22 protein-coding genes are annotated in these 20,349 nt (G+C 34.2%); 3 read left to right on the top strand and 19 right to left on the bottom strand.

The window, feature by feature from the left end:
- Positions 1 to 127: 127 nt before the first annotated feature.
- Positions 128 to 382, top strand: coding sequence for a DUF2624 domain-containing protein (locus I5776_RS08115; protein ID WP_066225927.1), 255 nt, complete (start codon positions 128 to 130; stop codon positions 380 to 382).
- Between the two features lie 53 nt (positions 383 to 435).
- Here I5776_RS08115 and I5776_RS08110 read toward each other — a convergent pair whose 3' ends face one another.
- Both I5776_RS08110 and I5776_RS08105 read right to left on the bottom strand, forming a co-directional pair.
- Entirely contained in the window at positions 436 to 1,329 is an 894-nt protein-coding gene (locus I5776_RS08110; protein WP_202780129.1) for a deoxyribonuclease IV, read from the bottom strand.
- Between the two features lie 23 nt (positions 1,330 to 1,352).
- On the bottom strand, positions 1,353 to 2,663 hold the full coding sequence (locus tag I5776_RS08105) for a DEAD/DEAH box helicase (protein WP_202780128.1): 1,311 nt from the start codon (positions 2,661 to 2,663) through the stop codon (positions 1,353 to 1,355).
- Positions 2,664 to 2,916: 253 nt separating this feature from the next.
- Here I5776_RS08105 and vrrA point away from each other — a divergent pair, with 253 nt between their 5' ends.
- Entirely contained in the window at positions 2,917 to 3,540 is a 624-nt protein-coding gene (vrrA, locus tag I5776_RS08100) for a VrrA/YqfQ family protein (protein ID WP_202780127.1), read from the top strand.
- A 166-nt stretch (positions 3,541 to 3,706) separates the two neighbouring features.
- Positions 3,707 to 4,657 carry a 4-hydroxy-3-methylbut-2-enyl diphosphate reductase gene (locus tag I5776_RS08095; protein WP_202780126.1) on the top strand — a complete coding sequence of 317 codons (951 nt, stop codon included), beginning with the start codon at positions 3,707 to 3,709 and terminating at the stop codon, positions 4,655 to 4,657.
- A gap of 26 nt (positions 4,658 to 4,683) precedes the next feature.
- Here the strand turns inward: I5776_RS08095 and I5776_RS08090 are convergent, their stop codons facing one another.
- The 17 genes from I5776_RS08090 to I5776_RS08010 all read right to left on the bottom strand — a co-directional run bounded on the left by I5776_RS08090 (position 4,684) and on the right by I5776_RS08010 (position 20,227).
- Positions 4,684 to 5,802: a Nif3-like dinuclear metal center hexameric protein gene (locus tag I5776_RS08090; protein WP_202780125.1), complete on the bottom strand. Its 1,119-nt coding sequence runs from the start codon at positions 5,800 to 5,802 to the stop codon at positions 4,684 to 4,686.
- Positions 5,799 to 6,503, bottom strand: a complete 705-nt coding sequence (locus I5776_RS08085; protein WP_202780124.1) for a tRNA (adenine(22)-N(1))-methyltransferase — start codon at positions 6,501 to 6,503, stop codon at positions 5,799 to 5,801. Before I5776_RS08085 ends, I5776_RS08090 begins: the two co-directional genes overlap by 4 nt.
- A 120-nt stretch (positions 6,504 to 6,623) precedes the next feature.
- Entirely contained in the window at positions 6,624 to 6,989 is a 366-nt protein-coding gene (gene cccA, locus I5776_RS08080) for a cytochrome c550 (RefSeq protein ID WP_202780123.1), read from the bottom strand.
- Positions 6,990 to 7,220: 231 nt separating this feature from the next.
- A complete protein-coding gene (locus I5776_RS08075) occupies positions 7,221 to 8,363 on the bottom strand; it encodes an acyl-CoA dehydrogenase family protein (protein WP_202780122.1) in 1,143 nt (380 codons plus the stop codon).
- A 100-nt stretch (positions 8,364 to 8,463) separates the two neighbouring features.
- Positions 8,464 to 9,000: a hypothetical protein gene (locus I5776_RS08070; protein ID WP_202780121.1), complete on the bottom strand. Its 537-nt coding sequence runs from the start codon at positions 8,998 to 9,000 to the stop codon at positions 8,464 to 8,466.
- Positions 9,001 to 9,109: 109 nt separating this feature from the next.
- Positions 9,110 to 10,243, bottom strand: coding sequence for an RNA polymerase sigma factor RpoD (rpoD, locus tag I5776_RS08065; RefSeq protein ID WP_202780120.1), 1,134 nt, complete (start codon positions 10,241 to 10,243; stop codon positions 9,110 to 9,112).
- A 40-nt stretch (positions 10,244 to 10,283) separates the two neighbouring features.
- Positions 10,284 to 12,098, bottom strand: coding sequence for a DNA primase (gene dnaG, locus I5776_RS08060; protein ID WP_202780119.1), 1,815 nt, complete (start codon positions 12,096 to 12,098; stop codon positions 10,284 to 10,286).
- A 29-nt stretch (positions 12,099 to 12,127) separates the two neighbouring features.
- A complete protein-coding gene (locus I5776_RS08055) occupies positions 12,128 to 12,511 on the bottom strand; it encodes a YaiI/YqxD family protein (protein ID WP_246483952.1) in 384 nt (127 codons plus the stop codon).
- Positions 12,512 to 12,918: 407 nt separating this feature from the next.
- Entirely contained in the window at positions 12,919 to 13,719 is an 801-nt protein-coding gene (locus I5776_RS08050) for a pyruvate, water dikinase regulatory protein (RefSeq protein WP_202780118.1), read from the bottom strand.
- 20 nt (positions 13,720 to 13,739) lie between these two features.
- Complete coding sequence (gene ccpN / locus I5776_RS08045; protein ID WP_202780732.1) at positions 13,740 to 14,369, bottom strand: transcriptional regulator CcpN; 630 nt, start codon at positions 14,367 to 14,369, stop codon at positions 13,740 to 13,742.
- A gap of 146 nt (positions 14,370 to 14,515) precedes the next feature.
- On the bottom strand, positions 14,516 to 15,268 hold the full coding sequence (gene recO, locus I5776_RS08040) for a DNA repair protein RecO (RefSeq protein ID WP_202780731.1): 753 nt from the start codon (positions 15,266 to 15,268) through the stop codon (positions 14,516 to 14,518).
- A gap of 51 nt (positions 15,269 to 15,319) precedes the next feature.
- Entirely contained in the window at positions 15,320 to 15,463 is a 144-nt protein-coding gene (locus tag I5776_RS08035; protein WP_202780117.1) for a YqzL family protein, read from the bottom strand.
- Between the two features lie 150 nt (positions 15,464 to 15,613).
- Positions 15,614 to 16,534, bottom strand: coding sequence for a GTPase Era (gene era / locus I5776_RS08030; RefSeq protein ID WP_202780116.1), 921 nt, complete (start codon positions 16,532 to 16,534; stop codon positions 15,614 to 15,616).
- Positions 16,527 to 16,925: a cytidine deaminase gene (locus tag I5776_RS08025; protein ID WP_202780115.1), complete on the bottom strand. Its 399-nt coding sequence runs from the start codon at positions 16,923 to 16,925 to the stop codon at positions 16,527 to 16,529. Before I5776_RS08025 ends, era begins: the two co-directional genes overlap by 8 nt.
- A gap of 301 nt (positions 16,926 to 17,226) precedes the next feature.
- Entirely contained in the window at positions 17,227 to 17,619 is a 393-nt protein-coding gene (locus I5776_RS08020; RefSeq protein ID WP_202780114.1) for a diacylglycerol kinase family protein, read from the bottom strand.
- Positions 17,597 to 18,064, bottom strand: coding sequence for an rRNA maturation RNase YbeY (ybeY, locus tag I5776_RS08015; protein ID WP_202780113.1), 468 nt, complete (start codon positions 18,062 to 18,064; stop codon positions 17,597 to 17,599). The genes I5776_RS08020 and ybeY overlap by 23 nt, the downstream gene beginning before the upstream one ends.
- 21 nt (positions 18,065 to 18,085) lie before the next feature.
- Entirely contained in the window at positions 18,086 to 20,227 is a 2,142-nt protein-coding gene (locus tag I5776_RS08010; RefSeq protein ID WP_202780112.1) for an HD family phosphohydrolase, read from the bottom strand.
- Positions 20,228 to 20,349: the final 122 nt, after the last annotated feature.

Genomic DNA, 20,349 nt, shown 5'->3' with positions numbered 1-20,349 from the left:
AAAATTATACATGAGATTTTCCTTTATGTAAACTTACACCCCCCTCTTGTATATAACTAAAAAACACAAATGATTGGAACATTTCGTTTGTCCACTTCATATGTATCAAAAGAGGAGTGATGTGCAGATGAAATTACTACAAAATGTGATTAATTACAAAATTAACATAATCACAGGTGAAGAATTATTAAAATATGCAAAACAATTTAATGTCCGGCTATCTAAAAGTGATGCAAATAAGATTGCTGCATATTTACGAGGAAAATCTTATAACATATTTGACGATAAACAACGAACCAAACTGATAAAAGAAGTGGCGAAAATTACGGGGCCGGAAACAGCCAAAGAAATCAACCGAATATTTGTCCAATTCACAAAGTAATAAAGCATTGAGGGGGGAAATCCCTCAATGCTTTATTGCGTAAATGCTAAATTCTATTGATTATTAATTTCTTCAAGCAAATTCTCATTAAACTGCTTATTTCTTAACATTGCAATTTCATACTTATATGGGGCTTTTTTATTTGTCTTATCTTCTCCTACAAAAGGAGTTTCTAATATTTTCGGCACATCAGCTAGTTGTGGATGGTGTACAATATTGTTTAAAGCCGTGAATCCAATATGTCCAAATCCAATATTCTCATGTCTATCTTTTCTAGCCCCTGTCACATTTTTACTGTCGTTTATGTGTAATACTTTAATTCGATCAATCCCAATTAATCGATCAAACTCTTCGAGGACGCCATCAAAATTATTTATAATATCATATCCGGCATCATGTGTATGGCAGGTATCAAAACAAATAGATAACTTATCATTAAAATGAACACCGTCAATAATTGTAGCGAGTTCCTCAAAAGATCTACCGCATTCCGAACCTTTGCCAGCCATTGTTTCAAGCGCAATTTGAACTTTTTGGTCGGCGGTAAGAACTTCATTTAGGCCTTTAATTATTTGTTCAATGCCCTTTTCTGCTCCTTCACCGACATGTGCACCGGGATGAAGAACAATTTGTCTAGCACCAATAGCTTCAGTTCTTTCAATTTCAGAACGTAAGAAATTTACTCCAAGTTCATAAGTAGAAGGATTTACTGAATTACCGATATTAATGATATATGGAGCATGTACAATAATTTCATCAATACCGTTTTCTTTCATATGAGTAGTTCCCGCTTCAATATTAAGATCTTCTATTTTTTTACGCCGTGTATTTTGTGGAGCTCCTGTATAAATCATAAACGTATTTGCACCATAAGAAACAGCCTCTTCACTTGCTCCAAGCAACATTTTCTTACCACTCATTGATACATGTGATCCAAGTTTTAACATTCTCCACACTCCCTAAAAATAAACTATTTGCGCTTTTGAAGTTTTCTTTCTCGCTTTTTAATTTGCTCGACCTGCTGATTAATTTTCTTTTTATATCCTGGTTTTACCTTTTTCGGTTTCCTTACTAAATTTCTTGCTTTATTATCAATTTCATCGGATTGTTTTTTCCGATTCTTTCTTTTATTTCTTTCAGTAATGGTCACCCATTCACCTTTCTGTAAATCTTTATTATCAAAAATGATTCCCATTTTTTCCAACCTATTTAATGCATCTTCATCAGAAGGTGTATATATCGTTGCTGATATACCCGAATGTCCTGCTCTTGCTGTTCGTCCGGCACGGTGTACATAAAAATCAAGGTCTTGCGGAAGCTCATAATTAATTACATGACTAACACCTTCAATATCGATTCCACGCGCTGCTAGATCTGTTGCTACGATATATTGATAATCAAGGTTTCTTATCTGTTTCATCATTTTGGTCCGTTCACGCGGAGATAAATCTCCATGAATTCTACCAACTTTTAATCCTTTTTCTATTAATTTATCAGCCACTTCATCTGCCATTGATTTCGTATTCGTAAATACAATTGCCAAATAAGGATTATATGTTTTTAACATATCCGTTAATAAATCGATTTTTTCTCTGCTGCGCAAGGGAACTAAAAGATGTTCAATATTTTCTGCAGATATATGTTTCGGCTGAACATGTTCATATATTGGGTTTTCCATATACTTTTTAAGAAATGGTTTAAGTTTTTCCGGAATCGTTGCTGAGAAAACAAGAATTTGCAATTCTTTAGGCATACGGCCCGCAATTTGATCGACATCATAAAGGAAACCCATATCTAACATCAAATCAGCTTCATCTACTACGAGTGTTTTAGCTGTATGGACAAATAATGCCTGCTCTCGAATTAAGTCATTAATTCTCCCAGGAGTTCCTACAACAATTTGTGGCTGGTTTTTTAACTTTTCGATCGTACGTTGTTTATCCGTCCCACCAATAAAACAGCGGGAAACAATCGACTGGTCCTCGTAAAATTTCGTTATCTTTAAAATTTCATGATAAATTTGATTAGCAAGCTCCCGTGTAGGAGCTGTTATGACTGCTTGTACCTCCTGTTCTTCCGGATTAATCGATTGGATGATTGGTAGTAAGTATGCATGTGTTTTTCCTGTCCCTGTTTGGGATTGTCCAATCGCACTTTCCCCACGTAAGATAGTTGGTATCATCTTTTTTTGAATTTCTGTTGGTTCATAAAAGCCTAACTCATTTATCGCCTTATCTATATAGAGATTAAACTTAAACATCGAAAATTTATTTTCGTTCATATTACACTCTCCTTTATAAAGGACATTTTTCTCTACCGTACAAATAAAAGTCCATTTTGTTATTATAATCGACAATAACTAAAACTTCCACTCCTACAAAAGTAAAAGACGTTTTATAAAAACGTGCATATTGTAATATAGAAGTAAATTTAATAAGAAAGGAGGAAAACTTTTGCCGCCGCCAAGTATATTTCCTCAGATGAATAATGCTCCAATACCAGGATTTTTTGGAGGCAACATGCCGCGACCCCCAATGAATTTGGGCGGTATGTTTCAAGGTCCCATGCAGTCAATAGGTCGTTCATCTCCATTTGGTATGGGGGGATTTCCCGGTGGTAGTCCCAATCCTGCAAGTGGTGGTGGATTACTTTCACGCTTGTTTCAACGCGGAGCAACGTCCCAAGCAGGCAATATAGCCAATGCAGCCGCGGGTTTTCAACGTGCTGGCAGTGGAGGAGGCCTTCTTAGTAATATAGGGAGTATTGCTAATCCGGGTAAGATCGGTACTTTTTTAAATAATACCCAAAACGTGCTCAGAACGGCTCAGCAAATCGGTCCTATGGTACAACAATATGGACCATTAGTTAGAAATTTACCTGCAATGTGGAAAATGTACAAAGGTCTAAATAGTACAGATACAGAAGATGATGCTGATGATGTTGAAGATGAAATAAATGAAAGTACAAATGAAAGTACAAATAAAAATGAATCTAACGAAGAATCTAGTACCCTCGTAGCAAAAGAGTCAAAATCAAAATCAAGTAAAACAGGGAAGAAGAAAAAAACTAATTCACAAACAATTAAAATTAAATCGAAGACTACTTCTATACCTAAAAAAAATACATCAGGTGAATCAGTACCTAAATTATATATTTAATCTATTTTACAGCCGCTAATGAAGTTTTTTCGTAGCGGTTTTCTCATTTCCAGCTGTTTTCTAACTTTCTTTTGTAATATCAAAGGAATTTTAATATAATGTAAAGGATGTACTAGATAAATAGTATTAGTTAAACATGACATACCTTTAGTCAGGAGGATGAAACATGGAGGTAATGAAAATTTCACCCCGTGGATATTGCTATGGTGTTGTCGATGCAATGGTCATTGCACGAAATGCTGCTTTAGATAAGACTTTACCACGCCCAATCTATATATTGGGTATGATAGTTCATAATAAACATGTAACAGATGCATTTGCAGAAGAAGGAATTATTACGTTAGATGGGAAAAATCGCAAAGAAATTCTTGAAAAAGTAGAAAAAGGTACTGTTATATTCACTGCACACGGTGTTTCACCGGAAGTAAGAGAAATAGCCAAGAAAAAAGGACTCGTTACCATTGATGCAACATGTCCAGACGTAACGAAAACACATGACCTTATCCGTCAAAAAAAAGCTGAAGGCTATGATGTGATCTATATTGGCAAAAAAGGACACCCGGAACCAGAGGGAGCAGTTGGAGTTGCACCTGAAATAGTTCATTTAGTTGAGACTCTTGAGGATGTAGCGCAGTTAGATATTCAAAACGAAAAATTGATTGTTACAAATCAAACAACAATGAGCCAATGGGATGTTCTCGATATTATGGAGAAAGTTCAAGAGAAATACCCACATGTTGAGCAGCATAAAGAGATTTGTCTGGCTACTCAAGTTAGACAAGAAGCAGTTGCCGAACAAGCTGGAGAAGCGGATGTTCTCATTGTTGTTGGTGATCCAAAAAGCAATAATTCAAACCGTTTGGCACAAGTTTCCGAACAAATTGCCCATACGAAGGCATATCGTATTGCCGATATATCTGAAATACAAATTGATTGGATTAAAGATGCAAAAAAGGTTGCTGTCACTGCCGGTGCATCTACTCCTACACCAATTGTCCGTGAAGTAATCGCCTTTATCGATCAATTCGATCCAGCTGATGAAGAAACTTGGCATCATGAAAAAAAGGTACCTTTAAATAAAATACTGCCAAAGGTAAAAAAATTAACCCAAAAATAAAAATCCCTATTGGGATTTTTATTTTTTTATATAAATGTAAATGGATCTGTATGAATCGTTGACGGAATAAATTGAACACTATAACCTTTATCCTCACACATTTTGCTTAATCTCTCAGCAACCCCTTTTTTCATTACCTTTTCAACATTATGCCCGGGGTCGACAATATTGAGTCCGATTTGCATCGCATCATGTGCATTATGATAATAAAAGTCACCTGTAACAAAGACATCCGCACCTTTAAACTTTGCCTTCGAAAAGTATTTATTGCCATCGCCGCCTAATACAGCTACTTTATTAATTTGATCGTTTAAATCACCAACAACCCTTACAGTACTCACTTCTAACGTTTTCTTCACATGTTCTGCAAATTGTTCAAGTGACATTTCTTCCTTTAACATACCAATTCTTCCTAACCCTAAAATTTGTCCCTTATTTTCTATTGGGTATATATCATATGCTACTTCTTCATATGGATGTGCTTTTATCATCGCCGTAATCACTTTTTTTTCAATCGATTCAGGGATGATCGTTTCAATTTTGTTTTCTTTTACAGACTCTAACTTTCCTCTCGCCCCTATAAAAGGTGTTGAATGTTCACTCGGCAGAAAACGTCCTGTCCCTTCTGAAGAGAACGAACAATGGCTATATTGCCCGATCGCACCCGCACCTGCTTTACCTATTGCATTCCGTACCTCTTCTTCATAATCCACTGGGACATAAACAACTAATTTTTTTAATTTGTCCTCGTATGTAGGATCTAATACTTCCGTATTTTCCAATTGAAGGGCTTCCGCAAGCAAATCATTTACACCCCCAATCGCAACATCTAAATTTGTATGGGCAGCATAAACAGCAATATCGTGTTTGATCAATTTTTCAATTATTTTCCCTTGTGTCCGCTCAGTTAACAAGTTTTTCAAAGGACGAAAGATGATTGGGTGATGTGCGATAATTAAATCGACATCATTTTTAATCGCTTCATCGACTACCTCTTCCAATATATCTAGGGCTATCATTACATTTTTAACCGGTTTATTTAATTTGCCAATTTGCAATCCAATTGGATCCCCTTCCATGGCATACTTTTTCGGAGAAAAGCTTTCGAACAATTGAATGATTTCATAACCATTTGCTGTTTTCATTTCAATACCTCTTCCACTAGCAGTATGTTTTTCTCTAACTGCTCTTTTCTTTCAGAAATTTTATCAGGATTCTCGGCTTTGTTCATTTTTTCTAAAATCGTCTTCCATTGCTTTAATTCCTCTGTCCATTTCTTTTTAAACACGTTATTTTTTTCCTTCATAAGAAACGGTCCTAATAATAAACTTGCATCAGTAAGTTTATAAAATTCATTCGTTTGGATTTTGCTAGCAACTAATATTTCATATATTTTTTCGTCCTCTTCAATTATGACCTCAGCTATCAGTTCCCAATTATTTTGTACGCACCAATTACGGATATGATGTGCACCAATATTTGGTTGAAGAATTAATCTCTTTACTCCTTCTAAACGATCTGCACCTTTCTGAAGAATGGAAGTAATCAGTCCGCCACCCATCCCAGCAATAGTAATACAATCAACCTCATTAGCTTCAATTACTTCAAGTCCGTCACCTTTGCGAACGGAAATATTGTTTTCTAGTTTCGCTTCTTTTACTTGTTGAAGCGCGGATTGATAGGGTCCTTCGACAATTTCACCCGCAATTGCTGACTTTGCTAGGCCATTTTTAATTGCATAACAAGGAAGATATGCATGATCAGATCCAATGTCAGCAAAAGTAGAATTACTAATTATGTAATTACTTACCGTCTCCAGTCTTTTGGAAAGCTTGTCTATATTCATCTTTTCACCACTTTAATTATTTATTAAATGTATCAAATTCACTTTCTATAATATACAAAAAAAAGCTCCTTGCACAATGCAAAGAACTCTTTTTACAAACAAACTTGGCCAATTGGCAAATTATTTAAGCTTTACAAGCCAATCTGCCATTGCATCAATATTTTCAGGTTTAACTAGTCCACCAGGCATTCCGCCGGAAGTACCGTTAGTTAAAACATCTTTCACCTTATCTTTACCAAGCTTTGCTCCAAGACCGTGTAAATTCGGACCAGCTCCACCTTCTAAGTTGTTACCATGGCAACCAATACATGTTTGTTTAGCAAATGCCTCTGGTTCAAATTTTTCTGTTACCTTTTCTTTTCCCCCATTTTCTTTTTCTTTTGCGATTTCTTTTGCATCGCCTAATCCTTTAACAGATAAAAAGAAAACAAGTACAATTCCCAATACACAAATCAAAAGATAAGGAATTATTGGATTACGTTTCATGATATACCTCCTTATGTAAGAAACCTAATAAATAAATACATTATACAAACAACTTTATTTTACTCGAAAAACATTGGGAGGGAAAGCCCTAAGGAGAAAGATTCCGTATTTTTTCGGAAATTAGACAAAAACTCCATCAAATTTAGATGAAGTTTTGAACTTTTTCATTATTTAGTATGTGCAAAAATATTATTTACATCGATATTTTTTGACCGGTAAGAAATAATTTTGTCAATAACAACCAATCTCTCGCGAAATTACCATTCTTTGTACTTCAGATGTTCCTTCTCCAATTTCGAGAAGTTTTGCATCTCTCATAAATCGCTCTACATGATAATCTTTCATGTACCCGTTACCACCATGTATTTGTACCGCTTGATTAGTTATCTCCATACATATTTCCGAAGCATATAATTTACACATTGCAGCTTCTTTGGAATACGGTTTACCTTGATCTTTAAGCCAAGCAGCCTTATAAACCATATTTCTAGCAAGTTCAATTTTCATAGCCATATCAGCAATTTTAAATTGTGTCACTTGAAATTGTGATAAAGAACGCCCAAATTGCCTTCTTTCTTTTGCGTATTGCAATGCTTTTTCATAAGCCGCTTGAGCAATACCAACTGCCATTGCACCAATCCCTATTCTTCCACCATCTAACGTAGCCAAAAATTGCTTAAAACCCTGTCCTCGTTCACCCAATAGGTTTTCTTTAGGTACTCTAACTTCTTCCAAAACTAATTCTGTTGTATTTGAAGCATGAAGCCCCATTTTTTCATAATTATTTATTACTGAAAAACCTTCAGAATCAGTCGGAACAATAATCGCGCTTATTTCTTTTTTATTATTTTCCATTCCTGTAATAGCAGTTAACGCCAAGTATTTGGCATAGCTTGCATTTGTAATAAAACACTTATTTCCATTAATTACAAAGTTTTCTCCGTCCTCTACTGCTGAGGTTTGTGTTCCCCCAGCATCCGATCCAGCACTTGGTTCAGTCAATCCAAAGGCACCAAGCGATTCGCCTGAACAAATTGGAACTAAGTATTTCTCCTTCTGTGCTGTTGTGCCAAACATATTAATCGGTGCTCCACCTAAAGATATATGAGCGGAGTATGTAATACCTGTTGATCCGCAAGCTTTACTTAATTCCTCCACCACAATGGCAAAACTTATCGTATCTGCTCCTGCACCGCCATATTCTTCAGGAAATGGAAGACCCATCATCCCTAAATTCGATAATTTATTAAATATTTCCCTAGGGAACTCTTTATTATTATCTCTTTCCAATGCCCCTTTTTCTACTTCCTCCACAGCAAACTCTTTTATTGTTCGCTGAATCATTGCTTGTTCTGCTGTAAGACTAAAATCCATTGTACATATCCCCCTTTATTCTTGAAGACGCTTACATTAACCATTATAATGTAAATAGAGGAATATTCTCAACTTTTTAAAGTTTTTAAAAATTACTCTGTTATATTACGATATAAATAATTAATAATAAAAGACCTAATACACCCGAGATAACAAAATAGAGCAGTCTCAACCGCCAGCCCGTTAATAACCAAATAAAACAATTAAAAAAAAGCGTAGTATAAAGGGCTAATGGATTATTATTAAATTCCTTATCAATAATATGGACAGATAAAAGTAAAAATAAAAAGGCAGCACCAATATAAAAAATAGGATACCAAAATTCTTTTTTAGAATAATAAAAACCTAAAATAAGTAAAAATACGACAAAACATGTCAAAATCATCGTTTGCAAAATAAAAGCTAATTCAGTAAAATAAATGACAAAGAATGATATGATGACAAGTAAACAAAGAATGAAAAGAAAAATACCAAATTTTTTTCCGTGCTTTCTTTTGTTTACGTTACTTAGTTCATTATTCAGCTCACCCTCACTATACAACGCAAGTAAATAATCGCAATAATGGTCTGGGAGCATTTTATGGTCTTTCCAATACATGATTTCTTTAATTATTACTTCTTTTCGTGAAGAGTCCAATATGCAACACATCCTGTTAAAATCTTTCGATAAAGAGAATAAAAAATCCTTTTTTCTTTTCAAAAAAAATAGTTTACCTCCAAGGAAGCAAACTATTTCAAATTTAGTATTATTCTAAGAAATCTTTTAATCGTTTACTTCTACTTGGATGACGAAGTTTGCGTAATGCTTTGGCTTCAATTTGACGTATTCTTTCTCGCGTAACACCAAATACTTTGCCTACTTCCTCAAGGGTTCTTGTACGGCCATCATCAAGTCCAAAACGAAGTCGAAGAACATTTTCTTCACGATCAGTTAACGTGTCTAAAACATCTTCTAATTGTTCCTTTAATAATTCATACGCTGCATGTTCAGATGGTGAAGTTGCATCCTGATCTTCGATAAAATCACCAAGATGTGAATCATCCTCTTCACCTATCGGAGTTTCTAATGAAACTGGTTCTTGAGCGATTTTTAAGATTTCTCGAACCTTTTCTGGAGTTAAATCCATTTCTTCCGCTATTTCTTCGGGCGAAGGCTCACGACCTAAGTCTTGTAATAGCTGTCTTTGAACACGGATAAGTTTATTTATGGTTTCAACCATATGAACCGGAATACGAATGGTACGAGCTTGGTCAGCAATCGCACGTGTAATCGCTTGACGAATCCACCAAGTTGCATACGTACTAAATTTAAAGCCTTTATCATAATCAAATTTTTCAACTGCTTTGATTAATCCCATATTACCTTCTTGAATTAAATCCAAGAAAAGCATGCCACGCCCAACATATCTTTTTGCTATACTAACTACTAATCGCAAATTGGCTTCTGCAAGTCTTCTTTTCGCTTCTTCGTCGCCTTGTTCAATACGTTTTGCAAGGGAGATCTCTTCTTCAGCAGATAGTAGGTCTACTCGGCCAATTTCCTTTAAATACATTCTGACAGGGTCATTTATTTTTACACCTGGAGGAACACTTAAATCATTTAGGTCAAACTCTTCATCATCTTTCTCTAGTTCATGAATGTTTGGAGCATCCTCATCTTCATCATCATTTTCCTCTGTTATTTCAATACCTTGGTCACCTAAATATTCATAAAACTCATCCATTTGCTCAGAATCTAATTCAAAATGACTTAATTTACCTGAGATTATTTCATATGTCAAAATACCTCTTTTTTTACCACGCTCAACTAATTGTTCTTTAGCTTGATCAAGAGTTAATTCGGATTCAATTTCTTTGGAACGAGCTGATTTTTCAGCCATATGTCCCCCTCCTTCCAAGTATTTCATGCAACTGCAGAATTTATAAGGATTTCCGGAGTTGTAAGATTTCAACTGCAAGGCTTAACGCCTTTTTCCAATCATTTTCTTGTTCTGCTTTCTTTTGCAAGTTTTCTTTTTCCTTTATTTTTAACATCTTTTGATGTTTCAACACTTGATATACATAGTCTTCAATTTCTCGATCAGTAACTTCACTATTTAAAGGCATCATTTCTAGTTCAGTTACAATCCCCCGCAATTGTTCATCTGGGAGAATTAGTAAAAATTTACTTGTATCAGGTTCATTTCCATCTTCATAAAAACCAAGTAAATAGGTCAGTATTGCTTGATGTTCATCATAATATAGAATAATTCCATTTAATAGATCCTTTATTTTAAATGCTACATCAGCATCTTGCAGCATGTGGGCAAGTAAACGTCTTTCTGCGGTCTGATTAGCTGGTAATAAACGATTTTTTTGTTCAGAATAAAATCTACTCGTTTTTACCTCTTTTTGCTGATGCCGATTCTTTTTAGTCGCATAAAACATTTGTTTCTGCTGTTGCTTTAACGCATCTAAAGATATTGAAAACTCATCAGCCAGCTGTCTTAAGTAATGATCTCTTTCTACTGCTCTATCGAGATTTGTAATTTCTTCTATAATCTTTTCTATATATTGTAGTTTTTCTCCTTCATTTTGAAGATTTTTTCCTAATCGGAAATATTCCATTTTGAAGGACATAAACGTTAAACTTGCCCCTATTACATCCTTACGAAACTTTTCAGCTCCGTATTTTTTTATGTAGTCATCGGGGTCTAATCCTTCGGGCATCCTTGCTATTCGAATATTGCAGTTTTGCTCAGTAAGCATTTTTCCGGCTCTATAAGCTGCTTCAATCCCTGCAAAATCTGAGTCATAACAAATCGTTACAGCATCTGTCATTCTTCTAATTAGCTGAACATGCTGTTCGGTTAAAGATGTACCCATTGTAGCTATTCCATTAAATATTTCGGCTGAATCAGCAGATATTACATCAGCAAAACCTTCAAATAAAATTGCCTGCTGCTGTTTCTTAATGAATCCTTTTGCACGGTAATAGTTGTATAAAATATTACTTTTATTAAAAAGGATCGTTTCAGGACTGTTTAAATATTTAGGTTGATCTTCTTTTGCAATTGCTCTACCGGCAAAAGCAATGGTTTCCCCTTTTGAATTTTGGATTGGAAACATAATTCTATTTCGAAAACGATCAAAATATGTATCATCATTTTCTCTTTGAATTATGAGACCAGCTTTTTCTAATAGAGGTAATTGGAACCCACGCTTGTTTAACCATTTCACGGTAAAGTCCCAACTTGGAAGAGAATAACCTATTTGAAATTTTTCGATACTGCTTTTTGAAAAACCACGCCCAATAAGATATTCTAATGCATGTTGACCTTCAGTAGTATTCACCAATAAATGATGATAAAACTTTTGAAGAAGCTCATATGCTTCTTTCATTTGTTTCTCTTCTGAAGTATCTTTTGATTTGGAAATATGGTCATTTAGCCCTTTTTCAAGTTCTAAATGTACGTTTCCCTTTCCTGCAAGCTTAATTACAGCTTCTTGAAAATTCAATCCATCAATATCCATTAAAAATGAAATAACATTCCCACCTGCACCACAACCAAAACAATGGTATATTTGCTTATCGGTTGAAACCGAAAAGGATGGAGTATTTTCACCATGGAAGGGACATAGGCCAAAATAATTTCTGCCCTGTTTTTTTAGATGTACATATTCCCCGATAATATCTACTATATCTATTGATTGACGTATTTCATTGATTTTATCCTCAGGAATAATTCCAACCACGAAAACATCCCCAATTAAATTTAATATTTCTACTTTATTACAATATTCGACAAAATCTCCTCAAAATTATTAATAAAGGACTGCCTATCATGTTCTGTAAAGGGTTTTGGTCCTTTTTCATATTTCCCTCTGCGTCTAGCTTTGGCAGCTAAATACCGAAAGTCAAGTGCTGTTTGAATCGCTTCTTCCTTATATTCCTTGCCTCTAGGAGAAATAGCGAATACATGCTTAGGAAGTACGAGACTTGCTAACCCGATATCCTGTGTGACAACTATGTCATTTTTTTGAACATGATTCATTATAAAAAGATCTGCAGATTCTTTATCCGGATCTACATAAATCCATCGTTCATCATGTTTACTTGATTTATGCGCATAAGAAGCGATAAATATATAGGGCAAGCTATATTTCATTGCGGCAGATATGATTTCTTGTTTTACAGGACACGCATCCGCATCAACAAAAATAGTTGTTCCATTTCTTTCTGTATTAGTAACTATTCTACATCACTCCACAGAATCCTTCTTTCTTTTCCAAACTCTGATTGTATTTTTTTACTTTTGTCGAATTTTTCTAGGCTTAGAAACTTGACATATCCCAATAGTTAGTTTATTCCTTTATTCATGACTCTAAACCTATTTTAAATACATTTTTATCACAATTTTTTATTATAGTATATTTTCTCTTTCTTGACCATATATTTTTACTTATATCTTTTATTTTATTAGTCGATGTATTAAAAGCTTCTGTTTTGGACGGCTATAAAATTACGAGGATGTCCAAAAGCATATTGAAATACTCTAAAGACATCCTCCTAATTCTATAGCCGCTTCATATTTATAATAATATTTGCTGTTTCTTCAACCGCTTTATTCGTTACATCAATTACTTTGCAGCCCATTTTAGAAACAATTGAATCAAAATAATCTATTTCAGTTTTAATCCGGTTTATATTTGCATAACTTGCCTCATCATTTAAACCAAGAGCTAAAAGTCGTTCTTTTCGAATAAAATTAAGTTTCTCCGGGCTAATTTTGAGCCCGAAGCATTTTTCAGGAGATACTTGAAAAAGCTCTTCAGGCGGATCGACTTCAGGAACAAGCGGAACATTAGCCACTTTAAAGCGTTTATGTGCGAGATATTGCGATAATGGGGTTTTAGATGTTCTCGAAACACCTACCAAAACGATATCTGCACGGAGTATTCCTCTCGGATCTCTACCATCATCATATTTTACAGCAAATTCAATCGCTTCAACCTTTTTAAAATAATCATCGTCCAATTTTCTAACTAATCCAGGTTCACACAACGGTTCTTTATGATATAATTCTTGGAATTTATCCATTAACGGACCAATAATATCCACTTCATTTACTTTTTGACCGATAGCTTGTTTTTTTAGATATGCTCTCATTTGCGGCTTAACTAAAGTATGGATAATTACTCCATGATTTAGCTTAGCTAACGAAACCACCTCATCAATATGCTGGTAATCCTCTACATATGGAAAACGTTTAATTTCTGCATCTTTCCCATTAAATTGACTAATGGCGGCCTTTGTAACTAATTCAGCTGTTTCACCGACTGAATCAGAAACTACATATATAATTGGTCTTGTCATTTAAAGATCACCATCCTTTACTATAAATCTTCATCTGCAAGTGCTACAAATGCTTTTGTTATATTTGTTTTTGTTATTCTGCCAATTACCTCGTAACCATTAGTGGTCGTTTCCTTTACAACTGGAATAGAATCGATTTGCTTTTCAATTAATTTTTTTGCAACATCGATTAATAAATCATCTTTTTTGCACATTGTAATATTCGGCATTCTTGTCATTATAATATTCACTGGTAAAGAAGAGAGTTCTTGTTTACCGATACTTGCCCGCAACAAATCTTTTCGAGAAAGAACTCCGACTAATAAAAGCTTTTCATCAACGACAAATAGTGTACCAACGTCTTCCAAAAAAACCGTAACGATTGCATCATAAACCGAAATATTTTCGTTCACAACAACCGGCATAGACTGATAGTCTTTCACAATGATTTTCTTTAAATTTTCCGTTAGTAGTTGTGCACTTGATTTTCCTGTATAGAAATAACCAACTCTAGGTCTTGCATCCAAATATCCTGCCATCGTTAAGATCGCTAAATCCGGCCTTAGAGTTGCTCTCGTTAAATTTAACTTCTCAGCAATATGTTCGCCGGTTATAGGACCGTTATCTTTAACAATTTGTAATATTGTCTCCTGCCTTTTATTTAGTTCTATTTTCTACACCACCTAACATATAAAAATCGTTAAAGAGTTATACTTATACTTTAATTATTATATACTATTTAGACATATTGAAAAGATTTTTGCTAAAATTCCAAAAAGAAAACCCTCGACACTGTGTTTAAGCGAGAGTTTGATTATCAAAACATGTCTTTAAATTTATCAATTTGCTCTAAAAACTTTTTGGATTTCAAGTGTAAACCTGAATATTCATCATAATACATTGAAATAATTGTGCGTAATTCTTTTTTCGTTTCTTCCTTTACCGAAATTTGTCCAAGTCGTGATAAATCAAAATAATAAAATAGTCGTAACAATTTGAGTGCACTTTGGGAAATTGTAATACGATAAGGATCTCGTGCAAAGCAGCGATGACAAATAAGTCCATTCTCCCGAATCGAAAAAGCAAATCTTCCATCTTGATTACCGCAAATTGTACATTGATCCATTACTGGATATAAACCTAAAACATTTAACATCTTCATTTCAAAAATATTAGTTATGATTTCGTTATCATAATCTTCGTTAATATAATTTAATGTTTGCAGTAAAAGCTCGAAAAGAAAGGGATTGGGATTTTTATCGTCTGCACCTTTATCTAAGAGATCAACAATATATGCTGCATAACCAGTTCTAAAAATGTCTTCACGAATTGAGCGCATCGATGAGATCATTTCTCCCTGTTGCATCACACCTAATCCAGTACTAGTCTGAATTAAAAAATAACCGTATGTAAAAATTTGAGAAACAGCGGAGAGGCGACTATTAGGTTTTTTCGCCCCCCTTGCTATAACTCCTATTTTCCCAAATTCACGTGTATATAATGTTACTATTTTATTTGTTTCACCATAATCTGTTGACCTAATGACAATGCCTTCACATTTTTGCAGCATGATTTCCATCCTTCCAAAGCACTAAATACTTTGGGTGAAAACAAACCAAGTTTATGAAATGGGAAAATCCAATTCAGAAAATTCATGATCTGTTTTTAACGGCTCATCTTGACGATCTTTTTCTAACTCTTTAAATAGCAAATACGTATCAATACTTCCAGTTTCCGCAAAGACTTTCCAGGTAAATTCAATCATAATAATTATTCCCGCCTTTCATGTTGAAAAAAATCATGAAATAATTTTGTAAAGCCTTTAATAAATAGCTTTACCAGGACTTCTTGGAACATGTGACGTAAATATTGCTAATCAAAAAGGATGCATAATCATCTTTCATGAACAAAAAACTTAATATTCATCTTCTCTAAAGCCAAAATCACGAAGTTGTGTAATTTTATTTCTCCAATCTTTTTGGACCTTCACCCAAAGTTCTAAATACACTTTCGAACCTAGTAAATTCTCTATGTCTATCCTAGCTCTTTTCCCCACTTCTTTTAACATACTACCTTGCTTACCAATGATTATGCCTTTTTGAGAGGAACGTTCTACTATAATAGCTGCCATCACATGGATTTTTCCACTATCTTCCTTTGTTTGCATTTTTTCAATAACAACTGCAATGGAATGAGGGACTTCCTCCCTTGTCAAATGCAACACTTTTTCCCTTATTAACTCGGATACAATAAATCTTTCCGGATGGTCGGTTACTTGATCAGCGGGGTAATACTGTGGCCCCTCTGGAAGATATTCTTTAATTTGTTGAAGCAGACGATCAGTATTTTGACCTTCTAATGCAGAAATTGGAACAATTTCCGCAAAATCGTATAAACCTTTATATTGTTCAATTATTGACAGTAATTGATCCGGATGAATTTGATCAATCTTATTTATAACTAGGAACACTGGAGTATGGACGCCTTTAAGTTTTTCAATGATAAATTCGTCTCCTCTGCCGTATCCTTCTACTGCATTTATCATAAATAAAATTAAATCAACTTCTCTTAATGTATTAGTAGCTACACGCATCATAAAATCGCCTAATTTATGTTTTGGCTTATGAATCCCGGGAGTATCAATCAGTATTAATTGAGCATCATTTGTTGTCAATACTCCTTGTACTTTGTTTCTAGTCGTTTGCGGTTTGTCACTCATAATAGCAATCTTTTGACCGATCACTTGATTAATATAAGTGGATTTACCGACATTCGGTCGGCCAATGATTGAGACAAATCCAGATTTAAACTGTTGTTCAGAGGTCTGATTATGCATGTAAATCCTCCGGTGAAAAGGCTCCTGGTAGTAACTCTTCTACTGTCATTTCCTTGATGTCTCCATTTAGATTAGTTAAGATTACTTTCATATCTTTCGGACATAATTCAGAGATAACTTGACGACAAGCACCACATGGTGGAACAGGTCTATCAGTATTCGCTGTTACAACTAAAGCTGAAAACTTCGTATCTCCTTCTGAATACGCTTTAAAAAGTGCTGTACGTTCAGCACAATTTCCTACACTATAAGCAGCATTTTCAATATTACATCCATGGTATACCTTCCCATCCTCCGTTAATAATGCAGCTCCTACTGGGAACTTTGAGTATGGAACGTACGCCTTATTTCTTGCAGCTTGGGCTTCCTTAATTAATTGCTCTATTTTCATTATGCCTTCCCCTTTAATTATATTTTACTACAAATTCACCATAAAGTTATGGAATATTTTTATTTTGTTTAGAAAATTTTAAAAGTTCAAAATTAAACTTTGAACTAAACAAGCTTTGAAAATATTTTACCGTAAAGAGAATTTCTCTGCAAACTTAGAAAAGCGGAAAGCGACTTGATCAGCCCGGACAAGTACTTTAATTGCGAAGTTTATTTAACCTCGAGGGTCTAGTTACTGCGGCCGGACAGACATGAAATGCTTTACTTTTTTGTATGAAAAGGCTAGTAGCATTAAAATGCTACTAGCCTAAATATAGCCTTATAATATTAATAATCTTAGGAATAAATATGAGACATCCAATGATTATTGCCATAAAAGAAAAACAAAGGACGGCTGCTGCAGCAACGTCTTTAGCTTGTTTCGCTAATGGATGGTAAGTTGGTGAAACTAAATCAACAATTCTTTCTATTGCTGTATTTATTAACTCTAATGAAATCACACCGAAAATACATATTATCACAAATAACCATTCAACTAAACGTAAATTTAATGCAATTCCAAAGATGATTACTACAATGGAAGCGGCAAAATGAAAACGCAAATTTTTTTCTGTCGTGAATCCATGATAAATTCCACGAAAGGCAAATGTAAATGATCTCCAAAAACTACTTCTATCTTTTAAGTCCGTATTCATCAAGAATATCCCTTTGTAATCCAAACATTTCTTTTTCGTCTTCTTCCGTCATATGATCATATCCAATCAAATGCAATAATGAATGCACCGCCAAAAAGCCTAATTCCCTCACAAACGAATGACCAAACTCAGTAGCTTGCTCCTTCGTTTTTGGCACAGAAATGATAATATCACCAAGTACTCTAGGCATTTCTATCCCTTGAATGACTAGTTCATCCTCTCCCAATTCTTCCATCGCGAAAGAAATAACATCGGTTGGTTGATCTTTTCCACGATAATCACGATTGATTTCTTGGATTTTTTCATTGGTTACAAAGGTTACTGATATTTCACTTCCGTCTTCAATTTCTAATTTTTTGGAGGCAAAATTCAATAAATCTTCAATTAGTTCTTTATTTTGTTCGGTAATCTCATTTGTTTCATCAATAAAATCAATTATTAACATATTATTACATCCTTTTTTACTTTACTTTGTATTTGGGTATTCAATTCTAGAATGAAAAATCCCGTTAAGTGTTTCACAAAACGTTTTCTTAATTACTTCTAACTCTTTAAGAGTAATATCACATTCATTCAATTGATCATCCTGCAATCGGTCTTGAACAATGGACTGGATGACATCTTTAATTTGCTCCGGTGTTGGACGTGCCATCGAGCGAACCGCGGCTTCCACACTATCCGCAATACTAATAATTGCTGCTTCTTTTGTTTGCGGTTTCGGTCCGGGATAGCGGAAGTCTGATTCGTTTAGTTCTTCATCCTCTTCTTTAGCCTTATAATAAAAATATTTTAATAAAGTTGTCCCATGATGTTGTTCAGCTATATCTACAATTTCTCTTGGAAGCTTGTGCTTTTTAAGCATCTCAGCTCCATCCTTGGCGTGGGCAATAATAATATCTCTACTTGTTTCAGGTGAAATATGGTTATGGGGATTCTCTATATTAATTTGATTCTCAATAAAAAACTGTGGTCTTCTCGTTTTACCAATATCATGGTAATAACATCCCACACGTGCTAAAAGACCATTCGCACCAACCGCCTCACAAGCAGATTCCGCTAAATTCGCAACCATGACACTATGATGATATGTTCCCGGAGCTTCCATTAATATCTTTTTCAGTAACGGATGATTAGGGTTTGAGAGTTCAATTAGTTTTAAAGTCGATAAAATCCCAAAACCTGCCTCAAAGAAAGGCAATAAACCAATTGTTAAAATTGCAGATAATAATCCGGAAACAAAAGCAAAAGTTAAATAATAGACATACTCCATTTTAGTTAATTGTCCATTACCAAGAAATAGTAAAAAGAAAATAATTAACACATTAATAATCGATACATAAAAACCAGTTTGCAAAATATTAGATCTGCGATTACGGTTGGTTAATAGCAAAATACCCGCAGTCCCACTGAACAAAATATATATTGCGATTTCCACATTGATTGATCCTGCGATTTCATCATGGAAAATTATACTCCCACAAGCAGCAAGAATAATGGTTAATATAAATGCAAATCGTTCATTGAGCATAATTCTTATAAGCATTGGAGCCATGGCAGCTGGAAAGATATAACCAATATTATTCAATTCCAGCTCAGAAATAATTCCCACAATTTCCATTAATATTAAACTTATAATAAAAATAAAACTTAAAAGAATTAAATAATTTTGCTTTTTTTCCTCTTTTACCCGAAAAGTTGCAAAGTATAAATATAAAGAACCGATAATTAAAAATACAAAAATACCGAGACCTATGTATGGTTTTATACTTGGATTACTTTTTAGTAAACCGAGTAGTTCTAATTGATGATATGTTTCATGATCGATAAGATGGCCTTCTTGCGCAATAACCTGTCCTTGTAGAATCTTTACCGGTTCCACACTTTGGATTGCTTGTTTTTTTCTTTCTTCTGTTTGTTCGGGATCATAAATATCATTTGCTACAATTGCATATTTTCCAAGTTCAACACTTGCATCTTTTAAACTACTTTGTAAACTTGTAAGTCCAATTCGATCGGAGATTAAATTTTTATAATGCGGAACATTTTCTTCACGAATCTTTTCACTCATTAACGTCTCTACTTGTCCGACTACAATCGTTCGTGCACGTTCTAAATCATTTTGATTTGATTTTAATAACGCCATGAATACTTCATCCGGAATTGATTTTGTAACATCCTCATTAACATTTGCTGTCAAGTTTGATTTCAACAATTCAAGTTTTTCTTCAAATGACTTTCTTTCGGGTTTTCCATCTGTTTTTTCTTTACCTATTAAGTTTTCTTTATTAATATCCTGAACAAATTCAAAAATGGAATCAATTAAAGAAACACGATTTTGTTGTTTTTCCTTTTTAAACGTATATACCTTTTCAACAGCATCAGCAGCTTTTTGTTGTTCTTCTTTCGTTTTCTCCTCATCCACAATTGTTTTTGGGGAACGAATCGTTTTATCCGAAACGGAAAACAGTTCTACATCATACGTTTGCGGCTTTACATTATAAAAAAGGACACCATAAAGAACAATAGCTAATAACAAAAAACAAATGATTGTAAACACTTTGTAACTTAAAAAAGTGCGGATCTTGCTAATATAATCTTGAAGATTCATTAAACTCCCACCACCAATTTTATGTTTTGCGGTGTTTCCTTCCCTAATTATGTAAAATCATATCAGTTTTTGTACAAAATTGCACTCATAAATATTAATAATAAAAAATAACCCGATTTTTT

Origin of the sequence: Heyndrickxia vini, from assembly GCF_016772275.1 — a bacterium.
Classification (GTDB): domain Bacteria; phylum Bacillota; class Bacilli; order Bacillales; family Bacillaceae_C; genus Heyndrickxia; species Heyndrickxia vini.
The sequence above is the reverse complement of the archived record's forward strand: the minus strand, read 5'-3'. Positions and strand labels throughout refer to the sequence as shown.

Bases quoted from the DNA above. Each gene is read 5' to 3' on its own strand.
- I5776_RS08115 (WP_066225927.1), top strand. From the start codon at position 128: ATGAAATTACTACAAAATGTGATTAATTACAAAATTAACATAATCACA.
- I5776_RS08110 (WP_202780129.1), bottom strand. From the start codon at position 1,329: ATGTTAAAACTTGGATCACATGTATCAATGAGTGGTAAGAAAATGTTG.
- I5776_RS08105 (WP_202780128.1), bottom strand. From the start codon at position 2,663: ATGAACGAAAATAAATTTTCGATGTTTAAGTTTAATCTCTATATAGAT.
- vrrA (WP_202780127.1), top strand. From the start codon at position 2,917: ATGAATTTGGGCGGTATGTTTCAAGGTCCCATGCAGTCAATAGGTCGT.
- I5776_RS08095 (WP_202780126.1), top strand. From the start codon at position 3,707: ATGGAGGTAATGAAAATTTCACCCCGTGGATATTGCTATGGTGTTGTC.
- I5776_RS08090 (WP_202780125.1), bottom strand. From the start codon at position 5,802: ATGAAAACAGCAAATGGTTATGAAATCATTCAATTGTTCGAAAGCTTT.
- I5776_RS08085 (WP_202780124.1), bottom strand. From the start codon at position 6,503: ATGAATATAGACAAGCTTTCCAAAAGACTGGAGACGGTAAGTAATTAC.
- cccA (WP_202780123.1), bottom strand. From the start codon at position 6,989: ATGAAACGTAATCCAATAATTCCTTATCTTTTGATTTGTGTATTGGGA.
- I5776_RS08075 (WP_202780122.1), bottom strand. From the start codon at position 8,363: ATGGATTTTAGTCTTACAGCAGAACAAGCAATGATTCAGCGAACAATA.
- rpoD (WP_202780120.1), bottom strand. From the start codon at position 10,243: ATGGCTGAAAAATCAGCTCGTTCCAAAGAAATTGAATCCGAATTAACT.
- I5776_RS08055 (WP_246483952.1), bottom strand. From the start codon at position 12,511: ATGAAATATAGCTTGCCCTATATATTTATCGCTTCTTATGCGCATAAA.
- I5776_RS08050 (WP_202780118.1), bottom strand. From the start codon at position 13,719: ATGACAAGACCAATTATATATGTAGTTTCTGATTCAGTCGGTGAAACA.
- recO (WP_202780731.1), bottom strand. From the start codon at position 15,268: ATGCTGCAAAAATGTGAAGGCATTGTCATTAGGTCAACAGATTATGGT.
- I5776_RS08035 (WP_202780117.1), bottom strand. From the start codon at position 15,463: ATGATTGAATTTACCTGGAAAGTCTTTGCGGAAACTGGAAGTATTGAT.
- era (WP_202780116.1), bottom strand. From the start codon at position 16,534: ATGCATAATCAGACCTCTGAACAACAGTTTAAATCTGGATTTGTCTCA.
- I5776_RS08025 (WP_202780115.1), bottom strand. From the start codon at position 16,925: ATGAAAATAGAGCAATTAATTAAGGAAGCCCAAGCTGCAAGAAATAAG.
- I5776_RS08020 (WP_202780114.1), bottom strand. From the start codon at position 17,619: ATGAATACGGACTTAAAAGATAGAAGTAGTTTTTGGAGATCATTTACA.
- ybeY (WP_202780113.1), bottom strand. From the start codon at position 18,064: ATGTTAATAATTGATTTTATTGATGAAACAAATGAGATTACCGAACAA.
- I5776_RS08010 (WP_202780112.1), bottom strand. From the start codon at position 20,227: ATGAATCTTCAAGATTATATTAGCAAGATCCGCACTTTTTTAAGTTAC.